This window comes from Streptomyces sp. NPDC002467 (assembly GCF_042889825.1).
Taxonomy (GTDB): Bacteria; Actinomycetota; Actinomycetes; order Streptomycetales; family Streptomycetaceae; genus Streptomyces.
In genome coordinates this window covers 1-21,240 of sequence record NZ_JBIARJ010000001.1, presented here as the reverse complement: position 1 = coordinate 21,240, position 21,240 = coordinate 1, and the positions used below count along the sequence as shown (strand labels likewise).

The window sequence follows — 21,240 nt, the reverse complement described above, 5'->3', positions numbered from 1 at the left end:
GGCAGACGGCATCCTGGCACGTTTCGGGTCAGGTCGTCTCCGACGCCGGGCCCGGACCGGTGAACCAGACGGCGGGGCGGAGCCCGCTCGCCCGCATGGCGGCGATGACCGCGCAGGCCGGGCCGGTGAGCGCGAGGACGAGGAGGGCGGCCAGGGAGCCGCCCAGCAGCAGGCCGACGGCCACGTCGTGCGGGTAGTGCACGCCGACGTAGACGCGGGAGAAGGCCATCAGCAGCGCGAGCGGCACGGTCAGCAGCGCCAGCCGGCGCACGGCGAGGGCCAGCGCGACGGCGGCGGCGCCCGCGATGGCGGCGTGGTTGCTCGGGAAGGACCAGTCCCCGGGCGCGGGGCAGGGGATGAGCGAGGCCGCGGCCCCGGCGACGGCCCGGCAGGGCCGCTCCTCGTCGACGACCGACTTGACGGCCTCGGACGCGACGTACGCGACCGCGGTGGCGAGCGGCGCGAGGACGGCGAGCGCCACCGGGCGGGGGCCGCCCGCCCGTCCGCGCGAGCGCCACCAGACGGCTATGAAGAGCAGGCCGAACAGGAGGAGTCCGTACTCCGTCCACACTTCGAACGCCGACTGCGCCCAGGCGGGGGTGGAGTGGGCGAAGTCGGTGATGTCGCGATAGAGATCCGAGCTGTGCATGGTGACCGACGGTACCGAGGGCGAGGTCAACGGGGCGTCAGACGCCTGGCCGGTTTTGACCCACCGCGATGGCGCCGGCAGGCCGATGATCGGCAAATCGAGCCCGCTGCGCGGCATGTGGGGCACTGATCGGGCCGTGAACTCTCGTAAGGTTCCGTTCGTGGGATCTCTGCGCAATCCGGTCGGGCCGCTCCCCTCCTCCATCTACTGGCGACGGAGGGCTGTGCTGGCGTCCGTCGTCGCGCTCCTCGCGCTCCTCGCCGTATGGACCGTCAGTTCCGGTGGGGGGAAGACGAATACGAACGGCAAGGGCCAGAAGGGCCCCGACACCGTCACCGCGATCACCCCCGGACCCTCCGGCACGGGACCCGCGATCGGCACCGCCCCAGGCGGCCGCGCGGAGTCGTCGGGCGGCGGCGCCTCCTCCGGCGCCGACGGCGGTTCGGGAAAGAACGGGGACCCGGGCGCCGGCAAGGGCGCCGGCGGAGCCTCCGCTTCCGGTGGTTCCGGCGGCTCGGCGGCCGTCCCTGCGGACTCCCCGCTCATCACGTGCGCGCCGAGTGCGTTGCAGTGGGAGGTGAAGAGCGTGAAGAACGAGTACGAGGCGAACGAGAAGCCCCGTCTCGAACTGATCGCCCGCAACACCTCCGGCAGCACCTGCAAGGTCGACCTCGGCCCGAAGCAGGCGGTCGTGACCATCCTTCAGGCGGCCACGAGCAAGGCGGTCTGGTCGTCGGCGGACTGCCCGACGGGCGCGGGCAACGCGTTCTTCCGCGTTCCGGCGGGCGGCGAAACGAAGCAGTCGCTGGACTGGGACCGCCGGTTCAGCGCACCCGACCAGTGCCAGTCGCCTCCGGCGGGGTCCGCGGGTCCTGACACGTACGTGGTCGAGGTCAAGGCGCCGGGCATGCAGGTGACCCGAGCCTCGTTCGTCCTCAAACAGGACTGACCCGGGGGCCTTTGCCCCGGCCCCCGTCCCCGGGGCTCCGCCCCGGACCCCGCGTCCCTGCTGTCCGATCCCGCCCGCACCGCCGCTTCCCGGGATCCGCCCGGCCCCGCTCCTCGAACGCCGGAGGGGCTGGATTTCGAGACGCAGCGGCCAAATCCAGCCCCGCCGGCGTTCGAGGCGCGGGGCCACGGCGTTCGGTCGGCGGAGCCGAAGGGGCAGGGTCTCCTAGACGTAGCGTTCCAGGATGGACGACTCCGCCAGGCGGGACAGGCCCTCGCGGACACTGCGCGCACGCGCCTCGCCGACCCCGTCCACCGCCTGAAGGTCGTCCACCGAGGCCGCCAGCAGTTTCTGCAGCCCGCCGAAGTGCTCGACCAGCCGCTCGATGATGGCCCCCGGCAGCCGGGGGATCTTCGCCAGCAGCCGGTAGCCCCGCGGGGACACCGCCGAATCCAGGGTCTCCGGCGAGCCCGTGTATCCCAGCGCCCGCGCCACGATCGGCAGTTCCAGCAGCTCCGCGTGGGTCAGCGCGTCCAGCTCGGACAGCGCCTCGTCCACCGTGCGGGAACGCTTCGCCGTCGGCTCCGGCACGTAGTCCCGGATGACGAGCTCCCGCTCCTGCTCGATCCCGACCGTCAGCTCGTCCAGCTGGAGCGACAGCAGTCGCCCGTCCGTGCCCAGTTCGACCACGTACTCGGCGATCTCGGTCGCGATCCGGCGCACCATTTCCAGCCGCTGCGCGACCGCCGTCACGTCGCGCACCGTGACCAGGTCCTCGATCTCCAGCGCCGACAGCGTGCCCGCGACCTCGTCGAGGCGCAGCTTGTACCGCTCCAGCGTGGCCAGCGCCTGGTTCGCTCGGGACAGGATCGCCCCGGACTCCTCCAGGACGCGCCGCTCGCCGTCCACGTACAGCGCGATCAGTCGCATGGACTGGGAGACCGACACCACCGGGAAGCCGCACTGCTTCGAGACGCGGTCCGCGGTCCGGTGACGGGTGCCCGTCTCCTCCGTCGGGATCGACGCGTCCGGCACCAGCTGGACGCCGGCCCGCAGGATCTTGGTGATGTCCTTGTCGAGGATGAGCGCGCCGTCGAGCTTGCACAGCTCGCGCAGCCGGGTCGCCGTGAACTCCACGTCCAGCACGAAACCGCCGGTGCACATCGCCTCGACGGCCTTGTCCATGCCGAGGACGATGAGCCCGCCGGTGTTGCCGCGGACGATCCGTTCGAGGCCGTCACGCAACGGCTGACCAGGGGCGACCGCGCTCAGCGAAGCGCGCATCAACGCCTCGTGCTTGGAGCTCGCGCCGGACTTCCCGGGTGCTGCTGCCCCGTCCTTGGCTGCCACTGCACTCCTCCGGTCGCGGGTTGCGCCGCCTGCCTCCGGCCGGGCGGACCATCCCGAAGTCTACCGGCGCGCGCTGCGGGCCCGCCGTGGCTTGGCCAGGCGGGGCCCCGCGGAGCCCCGTACGGACCCGCTGATCATGGGATCCGCGCGTCAGTCCGCGGCCCGCTCCTTCGCCGGCGTACGGGACCGGCCGCGCGGCAGTACCCGCAGCGCGTCGCCCATGTCGGCGACCTCGACGACCTTCATCCCGGCCGGCACCTTCCCCGGATCGGCCGGGACCAGCGCGTGCGTGAACCCGAGCCGGTGCGCCTCCGCGAGCCGGCGCTGTACGCCCGTCACGCGCCGCACCTCGCCCGCCAGCCCGACCTCCCCGATCGCCACCAGGTTCTTCGGGAGCGGCACGTCACTGGCGGCCGAGGCCAGGGCGAGCGCGATCGCCAGGTCGGCGGCGGGCTCGGTGAGCTTCACCCCGCCCACCGTCGCGCTGTAGATGTCGCGCTTGCCGAGCGCCGTGATCCGGCCGCGCTGCTCCAGCACCGCCAGCATCATCGAGACGCGCGAGGTCTCCAGGCCCGAGGTCGTGCGCCGCGGGGAGGGGATCTGCGAATCCACCGTGAGCGCCTGCACCTCGGCGACCAGCGGGCGCTTGCCCTCCAGCGTCACCGTCAGGCAGGTGCCGGGAACCGCCTCGGCGCGGCGGGTCAGGAACAGCCCGCTCGGGTCGGCGAGCCCGGTGATCCCCTCGTCGTGCAGCTCGAAGCAGCCGACCTCGTCGGTCGCGCCGTACCGGTTCTTGACGCCGCGCACGAGCCGCAGCCGGGCGTGCCGGTCCCCCTCGAAGCTCAGCACCACGTCGACCAGGTGCTCCAGCAGCCGGGGGCCGGCGATGGCCCCCTCCTTCGTCACGTGACCGACGAGGAGCGTGGACATGCCGCGCTCCTTGGACGCCCGGATCAGCGCGCCGGCCACCTCGCGGACCTGGGCCATCCCGCCGGGCGCGCCGTCGATCTCGGGCGAGGCGACGGTCTGTACGGAGTCGAGGATGAGGAGGGAGGGCTTCACCGCGTCCAGGTGCCCGAGCACGGCGGACAGATCGGTCTCGGCGGCCAGGTAGAGGTGGTCGCTCAGCGCGTTGATCCGGTCGGCGCGCAGCCGCACCTGGCTCGCGGACTCCTCGCCCGTGACGTACAGGGTGCGGTGCTCGTCGCTCGCCGCCTTCGCCGCCACGTCCAGCAGCAGCGTCGACTTCCCGACGCCCGGCTCCCCGGCGAGCAGGACGACGGCGCCGGGCACGAGCCCGCCGCCGAGGACCCGGTCCAGCTCGTCCACGCCGGTGCTGCGCGCGGTCGCCGTCCGCCCGTCGACCTGCGCGATCGGCACCGCCGCCGCCGACACCCGCCCGGCGGCGGTGGTCCGCACGGCGGGCGCGCCCATCTCCTCGACGGTGCCCCACGCCTGGCATTCGGGACACCGGCCGAGCCATTTCGCGGTCGTCCAGCCGCACTCGGAGCAGCGGTAGGACGGCCGGTCCTTGGCGGATGAACGAGATGTACGGGCAGCCATGCCGCAACGGTAGCCGCCGCCACCGACAGCGGGGACTTCCGTCCGGTACGGAGGGTGCGGCCGGGCCGCCAGCGCCGGTGTCAGCGCCGGTGTCAGCGCCGGCGTCATCGTCGGTGTCAGTGCCCGTGTCAGTGCCGTACCGATCTGTTCACCCGTAAGGGCTAAATGTGCTGAAGGCTTCCAAGGCGTCACCGGCGCGCCGCCTACGGTCGCCAGGTGAACAGCAGCCACCAGGCACACCCCTCACCGCGCACCGGCGCACACCGGGCGCACGGGCGCGCCCCTCTCGATGCGGAGCAGCCGCCCGCCTTCCGGCACGAGCCCTACCTGGACGGCCTGTTCACGTACTGCCTGTCGGTGCTGTGCGACCACGACACCGCCACCGACGTGCTGGGCGACGTCCTCTCCGTGGCCGAGCGGTACCCCGGCCGCTGCCCCCACGAGGGGGACCGGCGGGCCTGGCTGTACGCCCTGGCCCGCTGGGGCTGCCTGCGCAGGCTTGCCGAGCAGCGGCGCGCGAGACAGGGCGCGCATTCCGCCCGGCGTGCGCCGGAGCACACCGGGCGCGGCCGTGCGCCGGGTGGTGACGGAGGTCCGGACCCCGCGACGCCCCCGACACCCGCGCACCGCCCGCTTGACGTCAGCGCCTACCGCCGTACCGAGCTGGCCCGGCTCGCCTGGCCCGAGGCCGCCGGCACCACGCCCGAACAGCGCGAGGCCCTCGAACTCGCCGTCCGCCACCGCCTCGGCGTCGGCGAACTCGCCGCCGTCCTCGGTACGCCCCCGGCCGCCGCCCGCGAGCTGCTGACCGGCGCCGCCTGCGAGGTGGAACGCACCCGCGCCGCCCTCGCCGTCGTCGAGACCGGCAACTGCCCGTCGGTCTCCAGACTCACCGGCGACGACGGGACGGGGGCCGGGGCCGGGGCGGCCGGATTCGGTGCCGGGTCCGTCGGCGGGGGAGTGCTCCTCTCCAGCAGCCTGCGCGCCGAGCTCGTCCGACACGTCGACGACTGCCCGCGCTGCCGCCGCGTCGCCGAACGCGTGGGCGCCGGCGCCCCCTGGCCCGGCTCCGGCGGCATCGACCCGGTCGGCCTCCCGCTCGTCCCGGCCCCCCGTACCGCCGTCCACGCCGCGATGCTCCGCTCCGGCCGCGGCGGCCGCAGCCGCGGCCCCGGCCCGCGCTTCGACCGCACCGGCTTCCCGATGGACCCCAAGGACCGCGCCGCCCGCCGCGACCGGCTGCGCGCCCGCGCCGTGACCACCACCGTCGTCGCCACCGTCGTCGCGGCCCCGGTCCTGGCGCTCTGGGCGGCCTACCGGGGCGCGCCCAGCACGGCCGAGCCCGTCGGCGGCACGTCCGCCCGCATCTCCGCGAGCGAGTCGGAACTCCCGACGGCCCGTACCGAGGGCCACCCGCTGGCCGCGTACGAGAACACCGGGAACACCGCCACCACCACCGGCGCCCCCGGCTTCGCCCCGGGCAGCGAGGACCCGGACGTCTCCGTCGAGGTCATCAGCAGCGGCCCGCCGGTGACGGACCGGGCCGGTGCCGCCGGCCGGCTCACCGTGGTCGCGTCCTCGTACGGCAGCACCACCGTGCTCACCCTCACCGCCTCCGGGGGCGCCCCCGTGGACTGGCGGCTGTGGTCCGACGCGCCCTGGCTGCGCGCGAGCCGTACGGCGGGCACGCTGGCCCCAGGAGAATCGGTCACCCTGACCATCGCCGTGGACCACGACGCCCAGCCCGTGGGCGCCTGGAGGGCCCGGGTGGGCGTGGACCCGGGCGGCACCGTGGTCTCCATCCAGGGCAAGGGGCGCCCGGCACCGCAGCCGCCCTCGACGCCGACTCCGGTCCCGACCCCGACTCCGACCCCCGGGCACTCCGAGAACCCGCAACCGACCCCCACTCCGACGCCGACCCCCACCCCGACGCCGTCCGAGATCCCGCCCGGATCCCCGACGCCGACGCCCGGCGCGAGCGAGCCGGCGCCGGGGCCGGGCGGAACGGCTTCCCCGGCCCCGGGAGCCACGCCGGGGGCGTGAGCGGTGGCGGGGCGGCGGGTCGGCGGGCGGCGGGGCAGCGGGGCGGCGGGGGTCCGCTTTGGTCCGGACCCCCGCCGGACCCCGCCCAGGCCGGTCCGTCGGGTGCGGCCCTAGGCCGGGTCCGCCGGGTGCGGAGCCATCGGCAGCAGCGACGACAGCCGCGCCTCGCACAGCTCCACGAGGGCCGCGTAGCCCTCCTTGCCCATCAACTCGGTCAGCTCCGCCTTGTACGACTCGTACACCGGCTTGCCGGCGCCGTGCGCGGACGTGGCCGACGTGCACCACCAGTGCAGGTCGTGGCCGCCGGGGCCCCAGCCGCGACGGTCGTACTCGCCGATCGACACCTGGAGCACGCGGGTGTCGTCGGGCCGGTCGATCCAGTCGTACGTACGGCGGATCGGCAGCTGCCAGCACACGTCCGGTTTGGTCTCCAGCGGCTCCTGCCCGTTCTTCAGGGCCAGGATGTGCAGCGAGCAGCCGGCCCCGGCCGGGAAACCGGGCCGGTTCAGGAAGATGCAGGCGCCGTCCCAGCGGCGGGTCTGCTTCTCGCCGTCGTCGTCGAACTGCGTCCAGCCGGTCTCACTGCCCACGTCGTGGAACTGCCACAACTCCGGCGTCAGCCGCGCCACGTGCTCGGCGACCCGCTTCTCGTCGTCCTCGTCGGAGAAGTGCGCGCCCAGCGTGCAGCAGCCGTCGTCGGCCCTGCCCGCCTGGATGCCCTGGCAGCCGCTGCCGAAGATGCAGGTCCAGCGGGAGGTCAGCCAGGTCAGGTCACAGCGGAAGACCTGTTCCGCGTCTGCGGGATCGGGGAACTCCACCCAGGCCCGGGGGAAGTCCAGGCCCTTCTCGTCGGCTTCGTTCTTCTGCATGCTGCTGGGGCTGCTCTTGGCCTTGCCCTTGCCCGAGTCCTTCTTCGACCGGGTCTTGTCGGCCTTCTTCATATTTGGCACAAACCCAAGCGTAAACGCCCCTTACGAGACCCCTACGCGTTCGCCGCAGTAGCGTTTCCCCCTATGAGACTCGGTGTCCTGGATGTGGGTTCGAATACGGTCCACCTGCTGGTGGTGGACGCGCACCCCGGCGCGCGCCCGCAGCCCGCGCATTCGCACAAGGTGGAGATGCGGCTGGCGGAGCTGCTCGACGAGGGCGGAGCCGTCACCCCCGAGGGCATAGAGCGTCTGATCACCGTCCTCGCCGATGCCGTCCAGGCCGCCGAGGACAAGGGGTGCGAGGACGTCCTCCCCTTCGCGACCAGCGCCGTGCGCGAGGCCACGAACGCGGACGAGGTCCTGGCGCGGGTCAAGGCCGAGGTCGGCATCGACCTGCCCGTGCTCAGCGGCGACGACGAGGCCCGGCTGACCTTCCTGGCGGCACGCCGCTGGTTCGGCTGGTCGGCGGGGAAGCTGCTGGTCCTCGACATCGGTGGCGGCTCCCTGGAGATCGCGTTCGGCATCGACGAGGACCCGGACGCGGCCGTCTCCCTCCCGCTGGGCGCCGGTCGCCTCACGGCGGGCTGGCTCCCCGGGGACCCGCCCGACCCGCTGGACATCCGCTCCCTGCGCAGGCACGTACGGGCGGAGATCGCCCGGACGGTCGGCGAGTTCAGCCGCTTCGGCGCGCCGGACCACGTCGTGGCGACCTCGAAGACCTTCAAGCAGCTGGCGCGGATCACGGGCGCGGCCCGCTCGGCGGAGGGCCTGTACGTCCAGCGCGACCTGACCCGCAAGTCCCTGGAGGAGTGGGTCCCCCGCCTGGCCGCGATGACCACGGCCCAGCGGTCGGCCCTGCCGGGCGTCTCGGAGGGCCGGGCCAACCAGCTCCTGGCGGGCGCGCTGGTCGCGGAGGGCGCGATGGACCTGTTCGGCGTGGACGCGCTGGAGATCTGCCCGTGGGCGCTGCGGGAGGGCGTGATCCTGCGCCGCCTGGACCACTTGCCGACGCCGGGGGAGCCGGTGGGGTAGGGGCGGGGTGGGGTGCCGTTGGGGGAGTACGGGGCCTCCACCCCCTCGACCCCGCCTCCGGGTCGGTGGTTGCCCACCCGCCCCCTTGGGTGTGGGCCGGGGCGCCGGGCGCTGGGGATTCCCTTCCCCGAAGCCTGGTTCCGGCTCACCGGCTCACCGGCTCACCGGTTTGGGGCGCGGCCTGGGGATGGCGCCCGCCTTCCAGCCCGTCCGGCGTTTGAGGACCGGGGGCCGGGGCGGAGCCGCGGGTCTTTCAGCCTCGCCGGCGTTTGAGGCGCGGGGTCCGGGCGGAGCCCGGGGAACGGTGGAAGGGCGGGTAGGGGAGCGGCTCCGCGCAGCGGCACCCACGCCGCCCGGTCCGCCGGTCGGGGTCTCGGTCCGGTCGGGGCCTCGGTCGGTCGGCGGCGAGAGGGGTTGGGGGGTTACCCGTCCAGGGCTGATCCACGGCGCGACGGATCGCTACGCGCTCCTCGCCGACGGCGTCCGCGGCCCGTCCGGGCCGGCCGACGACGCCATGGCCGACCACCCGGCAGGGCCCGGCAGGGCCCCGGCAAGGTCCCGCCAGGGAACCGTCAGGGCCGGTCGTACTCGTCGTGGCGGCGCAGCCAGTGGGTTTGTTCGCCTTCCTCGTGGCGGCCCAGCGCGGTGCGGTCGAGGAGGCCGTAGTAGGCCATGGCCGGTTCGAGGCCGCGGGCGGTGGTGACGTACGTGCGGTGGACTGTGCCGTCCGCGAGGGCGTAGCAGCTCATGCCGGGGCCCTCGGTGACGTAGCCGAGGACGTCCGTGCCGGTCGCCTTCGCCATCTGGATCACGGTCGGGGGGATCTCGCCGCCCAGGAAGGGGGCCAGTTCCTCCTCCGTGTACTGGAATCCCAGGTCGCGGTGGAAGTCGTTGCCGCCGGAGGAGACCCAGTCGAAGGTCCAGCCCATCCGGTCGCGGTAGGCGAGGAGCTTGTCGACGGGGGCGCGCGAGGAGCAGATCAGGGTGACGTCGCGGGCCGCGAGGTGGACCGCGTTGGGGTCGAGGGTGTCCGCGATCGAGGAGCAGACGGGGCAGCCGGCCTCGTAGGGCGGGCCGAACATGAAGTGGTAGACGAGGAGTTGGGACCGGCCGTCGAAGAGGTCCGCGAGGGGTTTGGTGCCCCGGGCGGTCTCGAAGAGGTAGTCCTTCGCGACCGGTACCCAGGGGAGTTCGCGGCGCTTGCGCGCGAGCTCGTCGCCGCGGCGGGTGAGTTTCTTCTCCTCCACGAGGAGTTCCCGGCGGGCTGCCTCGAATTCCTCCTGCGTGCCGACCCTGTGTTCGGGCATGACCTTTCCCTCCTGTGCGGGAGCAAGCGGCCGCATTTCCACCGTACGCGCGCGGTAAGCGGCGGGCCTCGGGTGAGCAAAGCCATCCCGCCCGGGTCCGTCGCGCCCCGTACGCTGTCCCCGTGGCAGAACCAGTCCGTGTCCCGACCGCGAAAGTCGCCCTTTCCACCGCCTCCGTCTACCCGGAGTCCACGGCGACCGCCTTCGAGATCGCCGCGCGCCTCGGCTACGACGGCGTCGAGGTCATGGTCTGGACGGACCCGGTCAGCCAGGACGTGGACGCCCTGCGGCGGCTGTCGGACCAGCACGGGATGCCGATCCTCGCCGTGCACGCGCCCTGCCTCCTGATCACGCAGCGGGTGTGGTCGACGGATCCCTGGACGAAGCTCCAGCGGGCGCAGGCCGCCGCCGAGCGGCTGGGGGCGTCGACCGTGGTCGTCCATCCGCCCTTCCGGTGGCAGCGCCAGTACTCGCGGGAGTTCGTGGCCGGGATCTGGCGGATGGCCGACGAGACGGACGTGCGGTTCGCCGTCGAGAACATGTATCCGTGGCGGTACCGGGACCGCGAGATGCTCGCCTACGCGCCCGAGTGGGACGTGACCAAGGACGACTACCGGCATTTCACCGTCGACCTCTCCCACACGGCGACGGCGCGGACCGACGCCACCGCGATGATCGACCGGATGGGCGACCGGCTGGCCCACGTGCACCTCGCCGACGGAAACGGCTCGGCGAAGGACGAGCACCTGGTCCCGGGGCGGGGTACGCAGCCCTGCGCGGAGCTGCTGGAGCGGCTGGCCGGGAGTGCGTTCGACGGGCACGTCGTCATCGAGGTGAACACCCGGCGGGCCATGTCCTCGGCGGAGCGGGAGGCGGATCTCGCCGAAGCGCTGGCGTTCACGCGCCTGCACCTCGCCACCGCTCCGACGGCCCCGACGTCCGCGACGGCCCGCCGGCACGAGGTCCGGCGGCCGTGAGCGAGCCCGTGAAGCGGCGCCGCGGCCCCGGTCGGCCGAGGCAGGACGAGGCCGACGACGGTCCCGGCACCCAGGAACGCATCCGGCTCGCCGCCCGCGAGGTGTTCGCGGAACGCGGGTACGACAAGACGTCCGTACGCGGCATCGCGAAGGTGGCCGGCGTGGACCCGGCGCTGGTGCACCACTACTTCGGCAGCAAGGAAGACCTCTTCGCCGCCGCCATCGAGGTGAGCATGGAGCCCGCCCTGGTGGTCCCGGCGATCCTCGGCGAGGGGCCGGACGGCATCGGGGAGCGGCTCGCCCGCTACTTCCTGGGCGTGTGGGAGAACCCCGTCACCCGGGTCCCGCTGCTCGCCGTCATCCGCTCCGCGCTCACCCACGAAGCCGCCGCGAAGGTGCTGCGCGGGCTGGTGCTGCGCCGGGTGCTGGAACGGGTCGCCGTCGAGCTCGACGTGCCGGATCCGACGTTCCGGGCGGAACTGGCCGCCTCGCACATGGTCGGCATCGCGATCCTGCGGTACGTGGTCCGGGTCGAGCCGCTGGCCTCTGCGGACCCGGAAGCCATCGTGACCCTCGTCGCACCGACCCTGCAGCGGTACCTGACCGAGGCCTGAACCTGCCCGAAGAGTGACCCTCCCGTCCCGGGATCCGGACGAGCTGTCCGGATCGCGAGCGGTGGGCGTAGCCTCGTAGCTGAGCCATATCCACAGTCGCGGCTGACCGTACAGCCGCACTCATGGGGAGTGAACCATGCCCGAGCTGAGGTCCCGCACCGTCACCCACGGCCGCAACATGGCGGGCGCACGCGCCCTAATGCGCGCCTCGGGCGTAGCGAGCGAGGACATCGGCAAGCCGATCATCGCGGTCGCCAACTCGTTCACCGAGTTCGTCCCCGGGCACACGCACCTGGCGCCGGTCGGCCGCATCGTCTCCGACGCGATCCGTGCAGCCGGTGCCATCCCGCGCGAGTTCAACACGATCGCCGTCGACGACGGCATCGCGATGGGCCACGCCGGCATGCTCTACTCCCTGCCCTCCCGCGACCTGATCGCGGACAGCGTGGAGTACATGGTCGAGGCGCACTGCGCCGACGCCCTGATCTGCATCTCCAACTGCGACAAGATCACCCCCGGCATGCTGATGGCCGCCATGCGCCTCAACATCCCGGTCGTCTTCGTCTCCGGCGGCCCGATGGAGGCCGGCCAGGCGACCCTGGTGGACGGCACCGTCCGCAAGCTCGACCTGATCGACGCCATGGTCGACGCGGCGAACGAGAACGTCTCCGACGAGGACGTGCTGCGCATCGAGGAGAACGCCTGTCCCACCTGTGGCAGCTGTTCCGGCATGTTCACCGCCAACTCGATGAACTGCCTCGCCGAGGCCATCGGCCTGGCCCTGCCCGGCAACGGCTCGGTCCTCGCCACGCACACCGCCCGCCGCGCCCTGTACGAGGACGCCGGCCGCACGATCGTCGAGATCACCAAGCGCCACTACGAGCAGGACGACCACTCGGTCCTGCCGCGCTCCATCGCCTCCCGCGAGGCCTTCGAGAACGCCATGGCCCTCGACATCGCCATGGGCGGCTCCACCAACACGATCCTGCACCTGCTGGCCGCGGCCCAGGAAGCCGGTCTGGACTACGACCTCAAGGACATCGACGCCGTCTCGCGCCGCGTCCCGTGCCTGTCCAAGGTCGCGCCGAACGTGGCGCCCGGCGGCACGTACTACATGGAGGACATCCACCGGGCCGGCGGCATCCCCGCCATCCTCGGCGAGCTGCACCGCGGCGGCCTCCTGAACAAGGACGTCACCTCGGTCCACTCCACCAACCTGGAGGACTGGCTGGCGAAGTGGGACGCCCGCTCCGGCACCGCCTCCGCCGAGGCCATGGAGCTGTGGCACGCGGCCCCCGGCTGCGTCCGCTCCGCCACCGCCTTCTCGCAGTCCGAGCGCTGGGAGAGCCTCGACCTCGACGCCGAGGGCGGCTGCATCCGCTCCGTCCAGCACGCGTACTCGAAGGACGGCGGCCTGGCCGTCCTCAAGGGCAACCTCGCCGTCGACGGCTGCGTCGTCAAGACGGCCGGCGTCGACGAGTCGATCTGGACCTTCGAGGGCCCGGCGGTCGTCTGCGAATCGCAGGACGAGGCCGTCGACAAGATCCTCCGCAAGGAGATCACGGCGGGCGACGTGGTCGTCATCCGTTACGAGGGCCCGCGCGGCGGCCCCGGCATGCAGGAGATGCTCTACCCGACCTCCTTCCTCAAGGGCCGCGGCCTCGGCAAGGTCTGCGCCCTGGTGACGGACGGCCGCTTCTCCGGCGGCACCTCGGGCCTCTCCATCGGCCACGCCTCCCCGGAGGCGGCCTCGGGCGGCAACATCGCCGTCGTCGAGAACGGCGACCGGATCCGCATCGACATCCCGAACCGCTCGATCGAGCTCCTGGTGGACGAGGCCACGCTGGCGGCCCGCCACGAGGCCCTGGGCGGCGTCTACGCCCCGAAGGACCGTGACCGCACGGTCTCGGCGGCCCTGCGCGCCTACGCCGCGATGGCCACCAGCGCCGACAAGGGCGCGGTCCGCGACGTCAGCCGTCTGGGCTGACCCACCGCACCACCCCCGAACCCCGCCGGCCGCATCACCACCCGGCGGGGTTCGCCGCATCCACGGCGAACACGGTCCCATCGGGCGCGGACCCGAACACCCGACCGTCGGCGACGACGGGGGCGGGGATCGTGGCGGTGTAGGTCCCCTTGCCGTTGCCCATGCGCGGGATCGTCTGCCCGACCAGCCGACCGGCCGCGGCATCGATGCCGATCAGCCGCCCGTCAGCCGCCGTCATGTACACGCGCCCGCCGTCGGCGACCGGGCGCGAGGCGGCGCTCACGGCGGTCTCCAACCGCCAGAGCTCCTTGTCGGGGCCGATGGCCGCCAGCGCGCCCGAGATGCCCATGACGTAGACCACCCCGTCCGGTCCGACGGCGGCCTCGGCCTGCAACTGGGAGACCGACAGCGCGGTACGCCGCACCGCGCGCGAGCTCAGATCGATGCGCACGACCGCCCCGGTCATACCGTGGGCGTCGCTCGACAGCAGGTACAGCCCGCCCTGTGCCGTACCGAGGGGATCGAGGGTCCCCGGCACACGGAGTTGCCACTGGGGCGTGCCGCTCTCCGAGTCGAAAGCCGCGACCTGCGACCAGGTGCCGTCGGGGGAGCGCGTCGAGACGTACAGGTCGCGACTGCCCTTCGCTTGCTCCGGGCCGACGGCCCACAGGGCCCCCGTTCCGCCCAGGCGCTTGGACCACTCCGCCTTCCCGGTCGCCGCATCGACCGCCGTGGCGTTCCCGGAATCCGTCACGAGGAGGACCCTCCGGCCGCACGGCACCGTCCGCGTGCCCTGCGGCAGGTCCTTGTGCCACCGCAGCGCACCGGTGGCCGGATCGATCGCCTGGAGCGCTCCGCTCCCCGGTGTCACGGAGAGCAGCAGGTCTCCGTTCACGACGGGCGCGGTGGACGTGGCCCCTGGCGTCCGGGGAGCCGCGGCCGCCGCCGGTACCGACCAGCTCGCCCTGCCGTCGGTCGGGTTCAGTCGGGCCGCGAGGACACCGGGCGCGGAACAGTAAAGGGCCCCCGGCCCCCACGAACAGGCCGTCACCGCATTCCCCTGCCCGGGACCGCCGACCGTGGCGGACCACGGCGTGCGCGCTTCCGGGGCCGCCCCCCGCCCGGGCGCGCCCTTGTCGGAGACCCTCTGACCCGCCTTGGCCCCGGCGGGCCCGAACGCCGCGTAGGCCCCGGCGGCCCCGCCCGTCAGCAACACGGTGACAGCCGCTGCTGCGGCGAGGCGCCAGGTCCTGCGCTTCCGACTCGGTCCCGCGGCGGGAAGGCGCACCCGTCGGTGGGTGTCCACTTCGGCACTGCTCGGCTTCGACTCGTCGCCCGACGGCCGTCGAGGCTGCGGTATGAAGGCCCGGGTCTCCTCGCCCGTCGGGTACGCGGCGGCCCGCAGTTCGAGGAGCAGCGCGTCGGGCGTGGGCCGGTCGGCCGGATCCTTCGCGAGGCAGCGGGCGACGATCGGCGCGAGCGCGGGCGGCACCCCGGTGAGGTCGGGTTCGTTGTGCACCACCTGGTACGCGACCAGGTAGTGGCTGTCGGAGTCGAACGGCCCGTGCCCGGTCAGCGCGTGCACCAGGACGGCGCCCATCGCGAACACGTCCGCGGCCGGCCCCACCTCCTTCGGCCGCTGGAACTGCTCGGGTGCCATGAAGGGCGGCGTCCCGATCAGCTTTCCGGTCTCGGTCCGCAGATCGCTGTCGGCCGGCCGGGAGATCCCGAAGTCGATGACCCGCACCCCGTCGGGCGCCATCAGGACGTTGCTGGGCTTCAGGTCGCGGTGCACCACGCCCACCCGGTGGATGTCCCGCAGCGCCTCCGCGAGCCCGGCCCCGAGCCGGGCCGCCTCGGCAGCGTCCAACAACCGCTCCCGTACCCGGTCGGCGAGCGTCGGGGCATCGATGAAGAGGGTGGCCATCCACGGCCGTTCGGCATCCGGGTCCGCGTCCACGACGGGAGCGGTGAAGGCCCCGCTCACTCGCCGGGCGGCCGCGACCTCCTGCCGGAAGCGGGCCCTGAATTCCGGATCCACCGCGTGCTCGGCGTGTACGACCTTGACGGCGAGCCGCAGCCCGGAGTCGGAGGTGGCCAAATGCACCACGCCCATGCCGCCGGAACCCAGCACCGATTCCAGCCGGTACTGCCCGGCGTATTCCGGAAACCCGGCCCGTTCCGCGCGCAGTGAGTGCACCTCCGACCACCCCCGCCGGAGCCTAGTCGATGGCTCATATGAATCGGGAAGGTCCTGCTAGCCTGCGCGAGTTGCAGAGCGTCATGCTCAAGGGGGGAGATGTTTCATGTCGGTTGAGAACGAAGTGAATGACCTGAATGAGGCTCAGGGCCTCGCCGGAGACTCGGGCTACCAGTCCTATCCGGTCGCACCCGGCGTCCAGCTGAAGGTGCGCAGCGGACCCGGCACGAACTACTCGGTGGTCAAGGTCCTGACGCTCGGAGCCTGGGTCACGATCCGCTGCCAGTGCGAGGGCACCACCGTCTCGGGTCCGTACGGCACCACGAGCCTTTGGGACTGCATCGGCAACGGTCAGTTCGTCTCGGACGCGTACGTGAAGACGGGCAGCGACGGCTACGTGGCCGCCCACTGCGGCTGACGGGCCGGGCCGGGGACTCTCCTCCCCGGCCCCGCCCGACCCGCGCCGCCCGACCCGCGCCGCCCGACCCGCGCCGCCCGACCCGCGCCGCCCGACCCGCGCCGCCCGACCCGCGCCGCCCGACCCGCGCCGCCCGGCACCGGACCGCGCACTCGACCGGCGAGCTCCAGGGGAGCCGGCCCGTCCCCGGCCCCGCACGGGCCCCGTCTGACACGTGAGACGCACCCGGCCCGACCGGCCCGGCGGGGGATAATCGCTGGTGTGAGCGACGACCAGCGAGACCAGAGCACCCCCGCCGAGCCGGCCGCGCAGGCCCAGGCCCCGGCCCCGGCGCCCGCGGCGCCCACCGCGCCCACCGGCCCCGAGCCCGAGCCGATCCGGTTCTTCGGGACCACCTGGGTGAACCACGACGGCGGCTACGCCCTGCGCCGCGCCGGCCTGGCCGTCGGCTCGTTCCTCGCCGCCGCGGCCGCCGCCTACCTGCTCCGCCTCGCCTACGAGGGCCTGGAGATCGGCGACGTCGGCCCCTTCCTCAGCATCTCCGTCGTCGTCCTCTTCGCGATCGCCAGCGCCATCGCCTTCGCCAAGACCTGGGAGTCCTTCGGCCGCCGCCCCGCCCCGTCCTCCGACGAGGCCGCCCTCAAGGGCCTCAAGGCGATCGGTTTCATCGGCTCCCTCTTCGCGTACTTCCTGCGCTCCCTCACCGAGGCCCCCGGCGAGAAGCTCCGCCGCACCGAGTACGAGCGGGCCAAGACCGAATTCGAGCGCCGTCGCAGCGCCCGCACGGGCAACCCCGCCGCGCGTCGCCCCAAGCGCAAGAAGTAACGGCTCCCGAGCCGAGCTCCCCAACTCCGAGCCCCCGGCCGATTGACGCCCCGGCACAGCCAGGAGCATTATTCATCACATGATGAATAACCCGCGCGACGGTGCCGCCGCCCCACCGGACCCCGCCGTCCCCGCCGTCCACGCCGACGACCTCACCGTCCGCCGCGGCACCGGCCGCACCCCGCGCACCGTCCTCGACGGCATCGCCTTCGACGTCCCCCGCGGCCGCATCACCGGCCTCCTCGGCCCCTCGGGCTGCGGCAAATCCACCCTCATGCGCGCCGTCGTCGGCACCCAGGCCCACGTCACCGGCACCCTCGACGTCCTCGGCCGCCCCGCCGGCCACCCCGAGCTCCGCTCCCGCATCGGCTACGTCACCCAGGCGCCGTCCGTCTACGACGACCTCACCGTCCGGCAGAACCTCGACTACTTCGCCGCGATCCTCGACCCCGGCCGGCCGGCGGCGGAACGCCGCGCCGCCGCCGTGCACCGCGCCATCACCGACGTCGACCTCACCACCCGCGCCGACGCCCTCGCCGGCAACCTCTCCGGCGGCCAGCGCAGCCGCGTCTCCCTCGCCGTCGCCCTGCTCGGCACCCCCGAGCTGCTCGTCCTCGACGAACCCACCGTCGGCCTCGACCCCGTCCTGCGCCGCGACCTGTGGAACCTCTTCCACGACATCACCACCACCCGCGGCGCGACGATCCTCGTCTCCTCCCACGTCATGGACGAGGCCGAGCGGTGCCACGACCTGCTCCTCATGCGCGAGGGCCGCATCCTCGCGCAGGACACCCCCGACGCACTGCGCACCCGTACCGACTCGGACACCGTCGAAGAGGGCTTCCTCCGCCTGGTCGACGAAGCCAACGATCGAGACAGCGACCGAGACAACGCCCTCGCAAGGGAGACCCAGGGATGAACGGCGCCCGCACCCTCGCCACCGCCGGCCGCGTCCTGCGCCAGCTCCGCCACGACCCGCGCTCCATCGCGCTGATGCTGCTGGTCCCCGTCCTGATGCTGACCCTGCTGCGCTTCGTCTTCGACGGCAGCCCCCGCACCTTCGACAGCATCGGCGCGTCGCTCCTCGGGATCTTCCCCCTCATCACCATGTTCCTGGTGACCTCCATCGCGACCCTCCGCGAGCGCACCTCCGGCACCCTCGAACGCCTCCTCGCCATGCCGCTCGGCAAGGGCGACCTCATCGCCGGCTACGCCCTCGCCTTCGGCGCCGTCGCCGTGGTCCAGTCCCTCCTCGCCACCGGCCTCGCCCTCTGGCTGCTCGGCCTCGACGTCATCGGCTCGCCCTGGTTGCTCCTGCTCGTCGCCCTGCTCGACGCACTCCTCGGCACGGCCCTCGGACTCTTCGTATCGGCCTTCGCCGCCTCCGAGTTCCAGGCCGTCCAGTTCATGCCGGCGGTGATCTTCCCCCAGCTGCTGCTCTGCGGCCTCTTCGCGGCCCGCAGCACCATGCACCCGGTCCTGGAGGGCATCTCGGACGTCCTGCCCATGTCCTACGCCGTCGACGGCATGACGCAGGTCCTCACCCACACCGACATGACCGCCGACTTCGTCCGCGACGCCGTGATCGTCGCCGCCTGCGCCCTGCTCGTACTGGCCCTCGGCGCGGCCACCCTCCGCCGCCGGACCCCCTGAACCGACCGGAGGGCCTGACCGCACTCCGGACACTCCCGCCCACTCCCCGGCCCGGGTGCAAGGATGTGGAGAACAGTCAGAACAGACAGAACAGTTCGGCGAGGTGAATCGGGCATGACCCAGACAGTGGCAGTCCTCGGTACCGGCAAGATCGGCGAGGCCCTGCTCAGCGGAATGATCCGCGGCGGCCGGCCCGCCTCGAAACTCCTCGTCACCGCCCGCCGCGCCGAACGCGCCGAGGAGCTCAGCACCCGCTACGGCGTCGAGTCCGTCTCCAACGCCGAGGCCGCCAAGCGCGCCGACACCCTGATCCTCACCGTCAAGCCGCAGGACATGGGCAAGCTCCTCGAAGAGCTCGCCCCGCACGTCCCCGCCGACCGCCTGGTCATCAGCGGCGCCGCGGGCATTCCCACCTCCTTCTTCGAGGAACGGCTCGCCCCCGGCACCCCGGTCGTCCGCGTCATGACGAACACCCCCGCCCTCGTCGACGAGGCCATGTCCGTCATCTCGGCCGGCAGCCACGCCACCGCGGAGCACCTCGCCCACACCGAGGAGATCTTCGGCGGCGTCGGCAAGACCCTGCGCGTCCCCGAGTCCCAGCAGGACGCGGCCACCGCCCTCTCCGGCTCCGGGCCCGCGTACTTCTACTACCTCGTCGAGGCGATGACCGACGCCGGCATCCTCCTCGGCCTGCCCCGCGCCCAGGCCCACGACCTGATCGTCCAGGCCGCGATCGGCGCCGCCGTGATGCTCCGCGACAGCGGCGAGCACCCGGTCAAGCTCCGCGAGGCCGTCACCTCCCCGGCCGGTACGACCATCAACGCCATCGTCGAGCTGGAGAAGCACGGCGTGCGCGCCGCCCTGATCGCAGCCCTCGAAGCCGCCCGCGACCGCAGCCGCGAACTCGCCGGCGGCAGCAACTGACCGGAGCACCACCTCGCGGCAGGGCCCGGCACCGCCGGGCCCTGCCGCATTCCCGTCCCCTCTCCTCCTTCAGGCCGCCAGCAGCCCGATGGCCCGGTACGCCCGGTCCACCACCGGCCGCGCCATCGCGCGGGCCCGCCCGGCTCCCTCCCGCAGCACCCGCTCGACCTCACCCGGATCGGCCGCCAGCTCCGCGTGCCGTTCCTGGAGGGGCCGCAGCAGCTCCACCACCGCCTCGGCGACGTCCCGCTTCAGCGGCCCGTACTGGCTGTACCCCGTGGCCAGCTTCTCCGGCTCGCCACCCGTACAGGCGGCCAGGACGTCCAGCAGGTTCGCCACCCCGGGCCGGGCGGCCCGGTCGTAGACCACCCCGTCGTCCCCGCTGTCCGTCACAGCCCGCATCACCTTCTTGGTGATCACGGCCGGCTCGTCGAGCAGGTAGACGATCCCGGCGCCGTTCGCGGCGGACTTCCCCATCTTCGAGGTGGGCTGCTGGAGGTCCATGACGCGCGCGGCGACCGTCGGAACCGTCGCCTTCGGCACGTTGAAGGTGTGGCCGTACCGCTGGTTGAAGCGCACCGCCAGGTCCCGGGTCAGCTCCACGTGCTGCCGCTGGTCCTCACCCACCGGCACCTCGTCCGTCCCGTACGCCAGGATGTCGGCGGCCATCAGCACGGGATACGTCAGCAGGGACAGCCGCACCCCCTGCCCGGAAGCCTCTGCCTTCGCCGCCTTCTCCCGGTACTGGATCATCCGCCGCAGCTCCCCGTCGGTGGCCGTGCACTCCAGCAGGTACGACAGCCGGGTGTGCTCGTCGACGTGGCTCTGTACGAAGAGGGTGCACCGCTGCGGATCCAGCCCGGCGGCGAGGAACAGCGTCGCGGCCTGCCTGCTGAGCCGGCCCACCCGCGCCGGATCGTGCTCGGTGGTCAGCGCGTGCAGGTCGACGACGCAGAACAGCGCGTCCCCGGCCGGCTGCTCGGCCGCGACCCACTGCCGGATGGCACCCAGGTAGTTGCCCAGCGTCAGATGCCCCGACGGCGTGATCCCGCTGAAGATCCTCGTCATGTCCTGCTCTCCCTTGTGTGAGTGGTGGTGTCGAAGCGGCCGCATCCGGCGACCGAGCCACTCCCGGGAGGGGAGAAACAGAAACGGCCGCCGAAGCGGCGGCCGTGAGCGCATGCGTGCTCGCGTGGAAGGTCGGCCGCCGTCAGGCGGCCCACCAGCGAAGGCTGAGCGTGAGCGCATGCGTAGTCATGCATCGAGGGTAGAGGGAAGGAGGTCGAGACGTCGTGAGGTTTCGCCATCCCGCGCGGCCCGCCCGCAGGGGACCTCGCCGGCGGTCAGCCTGGGGTTGACACAGGTGTCCCAGGTCCGTAAGGTTCTTCGAGTTGTCCGAAGTGAGCGCCGACTCCGGTCGGTCCCCGGACAGCCATCCCGCACTACACATTCGAACGAAACGACGCACTTCGTCGTCTCGTTTTCATGCGTATTTGCGAATGAGGAATCCGCGTCCGAGGACGCAGCCGCCGATTAGGTTCGGGGGCAGGGAATCCGCTACTGTCTCACTCGCCGGAAGGGCCCAACAGCCCGGAACGCAAAACCCGCTGACTGGGAGTCAGGCCCGAAAGGATCTGATAGAGTCGGAACCGCCGGAAAGGGAAAGCGCGAAAGCGAAGAACCTGGAAAGCAAGCGAGAAAGACTCTGATAGAGTCTGAAACGCAAGAACGAAAGCCCGGAGGAAAGCCCGAGAGGGTGAGTACAAAGGAAGCGTCCGTTCCTTGAGAACTCAACAGCGTGCCAAAAATCAACGCCAGAA

General features: G+C 72.8%; 18 protein-coding genes. 11 read left to right on the top strand and 7 right to left on the bottom strand.

Going from position 1 to position 21,240, the window contains the following annotated elements:
• Positions 1-28: 28 nt before the first annotated feature.
• The gene (locus ACFYYJ_RS00090; protein ID WP_385131835.1) at positions 29-649 is read right to left on the bottom strand and encodes a phosphatase PAP2 family protein; all 621 of its coding nucleotides are present in this window, start codon (positions 647-649) and stop codon (positions 29-31) included.
• 160 nt (positions 650-809) lie between these two features.
• Between ACFYYJ_RS00090 and ACFYYJ_RS00085 the strand changes: the two genes are divergently transcribed.
• Positions 810-1,598 carry a hypothetical protein gene (locus ACFYYJ_RS00085; protein ID WP_389127390.1) on the top strand — a complete coding sequence of 263 codons (789 nt, stop codon included), beginning with the start codon at positions 810-812 and terminating at the stop codon, positions 1,596-1,598.
• A gap of 225 nt (positions 1,599-1,823) precedes the next feature.
• Here the strand turns inward: ACFYYJ_RS00085 and disA are convergent, their stop codons facing one another.
• Together disA and radA are read right to left on the bottom strand one after the other, a co-directional pair.
• Positions 1,824-2,948 (bottom strand): DNA integrity scanning diadenylate cyclase DisA, encoded by a 1,125-nt coding sequence (gene disA / locus ACFYYJ_RS00080; RefSeq protein ID WP_384756098.1) that lies wholly within the window; start codon positions 2,946-2,948, stop codon positions 1,824-1,826.
• Between the two features lie 150 nt (positions 2,949-3,098).
• Positions 3,099-4,511, bottom strand: coding sequence for a DNA repair protein RadA (radA, locus tag ACFYYJ_RS00075; protein ID WP_384582185.1), 1,413 nt, complete (start codon positions 4,509-4,511; stop codon positions 3,099-3,101).
• A 216-nt stretch (positions 4,512-4,727) separates the two neighbouring features.
• Here radA and ACFYYJ_RS00070 point away from each other — a divergent pair, with 216 nt between their 5' ends.
• On the top strand, positions 4,728-6,554 hold the full coding sequence (locus ACFYYJ_RS00070) for a hypothetical protein (RefSeq protein ID WP_385131830.1): 1,827 nt from the start codon (positions 4,728-4,730) through the stop codon (positions 6,552-6,554).
• 110 nt (positions 6,555-6,664) lie between these two features.
• Here the strand turns inward: ACFYYJ_RS00070 and ACFYYJ_RS00065 are convergent, their stop codons facing one another.
• Positions 6,665-7,423: a hypothetical protein gene (locus ACFYYJ_RS00065; protein WP_384756110.1), complete on the bottom strand. Its 759-nt coding sequence runs from the start codon at positions 7,421-7,423 to the stop codon at positions 6,665-6,667.
• 144 nt (positions 7,424-7,567) lie between these two features.
• Between ACFYYJ_RS00065 and ACFYYJ_RS00060 the strand changes: the two genes are divergently transcribed.
• Positions 7,568-8,515: a Ppx/GppA family phosphatase gene (locus tag ACFYYJ_RS00060; protein WP_385131829.1), complete on the top strand. Its 948-nt coding sequence runs from the start codon at positions 7,568-7,570 to the stop codon at positions 8,513-8,515.
• A 572-nt stretch (positions 8,516-9,087) separates the two neighbouring features.
• On the opposite strand, the gene ACFYYJ_RS00055 is transcribed toward ACFYYJ_RS00060, so the two are convergent.
• On the bottom strand, positions 9,088-9,822 hold the full coding sequence (locus ACFYYJ_RS00055; RefSeq protein WP_389127387.1) for a DUF899 domain-containing protein: 735 nt from the start codon (positions 9,820-9,822) through the stop codon (positions 9,088-9,090).
• Between the two features lie 122 nt (positions 9,823-9,944).
• On the opposite strand from ACFYYJ_RS00055, the gene ACFYYJ_RS00050 reads away from it, so the two are divergent.
• From ACFYYJ_RS00050 to ilvD, 3 genes are all read left to right on the top strand, one after another.
• Positions 9,945-10,799 (top strand): sugar phosphate isomerase/epimerase family protein, encoded by an 855-nt coding sequence (locus ACFYYJ_RS00050; protein ID WP_385131825.1) that lies wholly within the window; start codon positions 9,945-9,947, stop codon positions 10,797-10,799.
• Positions 10,796-11,413, top strand: a complete 618-nt coding sequence (locus tag ACFYYJ_RS00045) for a TetR family transcriptional regulator (RefSeq protein WP_385131824.1) — start codon at positions 10,796-10,798, stop codon at positions 11,411-11,413. Before ACFYYJ_RS00050 ends, ACFYYJ_RS00045 begins: the two co-directional genes overlap by 4 nt.
• Positions 11,414-11,549: 136 nt before the next feature.
• Positions 11,550-13,400, top strand: coding sequence for a dihydroxy-acid dehydratase (gene ilvD / locus ACFYYJ_RS00040; protein WP_385364050.1), 1,851 nt, complete (start codon positions 11,550-11,552; stop codon positions 13,398-13,400).
• Positions 13,401-13,434: 34 nt separating this feature from the next.
• Here ilvD and ACFYYJ_RS00035 read toward each other — a convergent pair whose 3' ends face one another.
• Positions 13,435-15,600: a serine/threonine-protein kinase gene (locus ACFYYJ_RS00035; protein ID WP_389127385.1), complete on the bottom strand. Its 2,166-nt coding sequence runs from the start codon at positions 15,598-15,600 to the stop codon at positions 13,435-13,437.
• Between the two features lie 106 nt (positions 15,601-15,706).
• On the opposite strand from ACFYYJ_RS00035, the gene ACFYYJ_RS00030 reads away from it, so the two are divergent.
• The 5 genes from ACFYYJ_RS00030 to proC all read left to right on the top strand — a co-directional run bounded on the left by ACFYYJ_RS00030 (position 15,707) and on the right by proC (position 19,420).
• Positions 15,707-16,018: a peptidase gene (locus ACFYYJ_RS00030; protein ID WP_385131817.1), complete on the top strand. Its 312-nt coding sequence runs from the start codon at positions 15,707-15,709 to the stop codon at positions 16,016-16,018.
• A gap of 261 nt (positions 16,019-16,279) precedes the next feature.
• A complete protein-coding gene (locus ACFYYJ_RS00025) occupies positions 16,280-16,843 on the top strand; it encodes a hypothetical protein (protein ID WP_389127383.1) in 564 nt (187 codons plus the stop codon).
• Positions 16,844-16,922: 79 nt separating this feature from the next.
• Positions 16,923-17,762, top strand: coding sequence for an ABC transporter ATP-binding protein (locus ACFYYJ_RS00020; RefSeq protein WP_389127381.1), 840 nt, complete (start codon positions 16,923-16,925; stop codon positions 17,760-17,762).
• Positions 17,759-18,496, top strand: a complete 738-nt coding sequence (locus tag ACFYYJ_RS00015) for an ABC transporter permease (protein ID WP_384582165.1) — start codon at positions 17,759-17,761, stop codon at positions 18,494-18,496. Before ACFYYJ_RS00020 ends, ACFYYJ_RS00015 begins: the two co-directional genes overlap by 4 nt.
• 114 nt (positions 18,497-18,610) lie before the next feature.
• Positions 18,611-19,420, top strand: coding sequence for a pyrroline-5-carboxylate reductase (gene proC, locus ACFYYJ_RS00010; RefSeq protein WP_384582163.1), 810 nt, complete (start codon positions 18,611-18,613; stop codon positions 19,418-19,420).
• A 69-nt stretch (positions 19,421-19,489) separates the two neighbouring features.
• Here proC and trpS read toward each other — a convergent pair whose 3' ends face one another.
• Positions 19,490-20,488 (bottom strand): tryptophan--tRNA ligase, encoded by a 999-nt coding sequence (gene trpS / locus ACFYYJ_RS00005; RefSeq protein WP_389127378.1) that lies wholly within the window; start codon positions 20,486-20,488, stop codon positions 19,490-19,492.
• Positions 20,489-21,240: the final 752 nt, after the last annotated feature.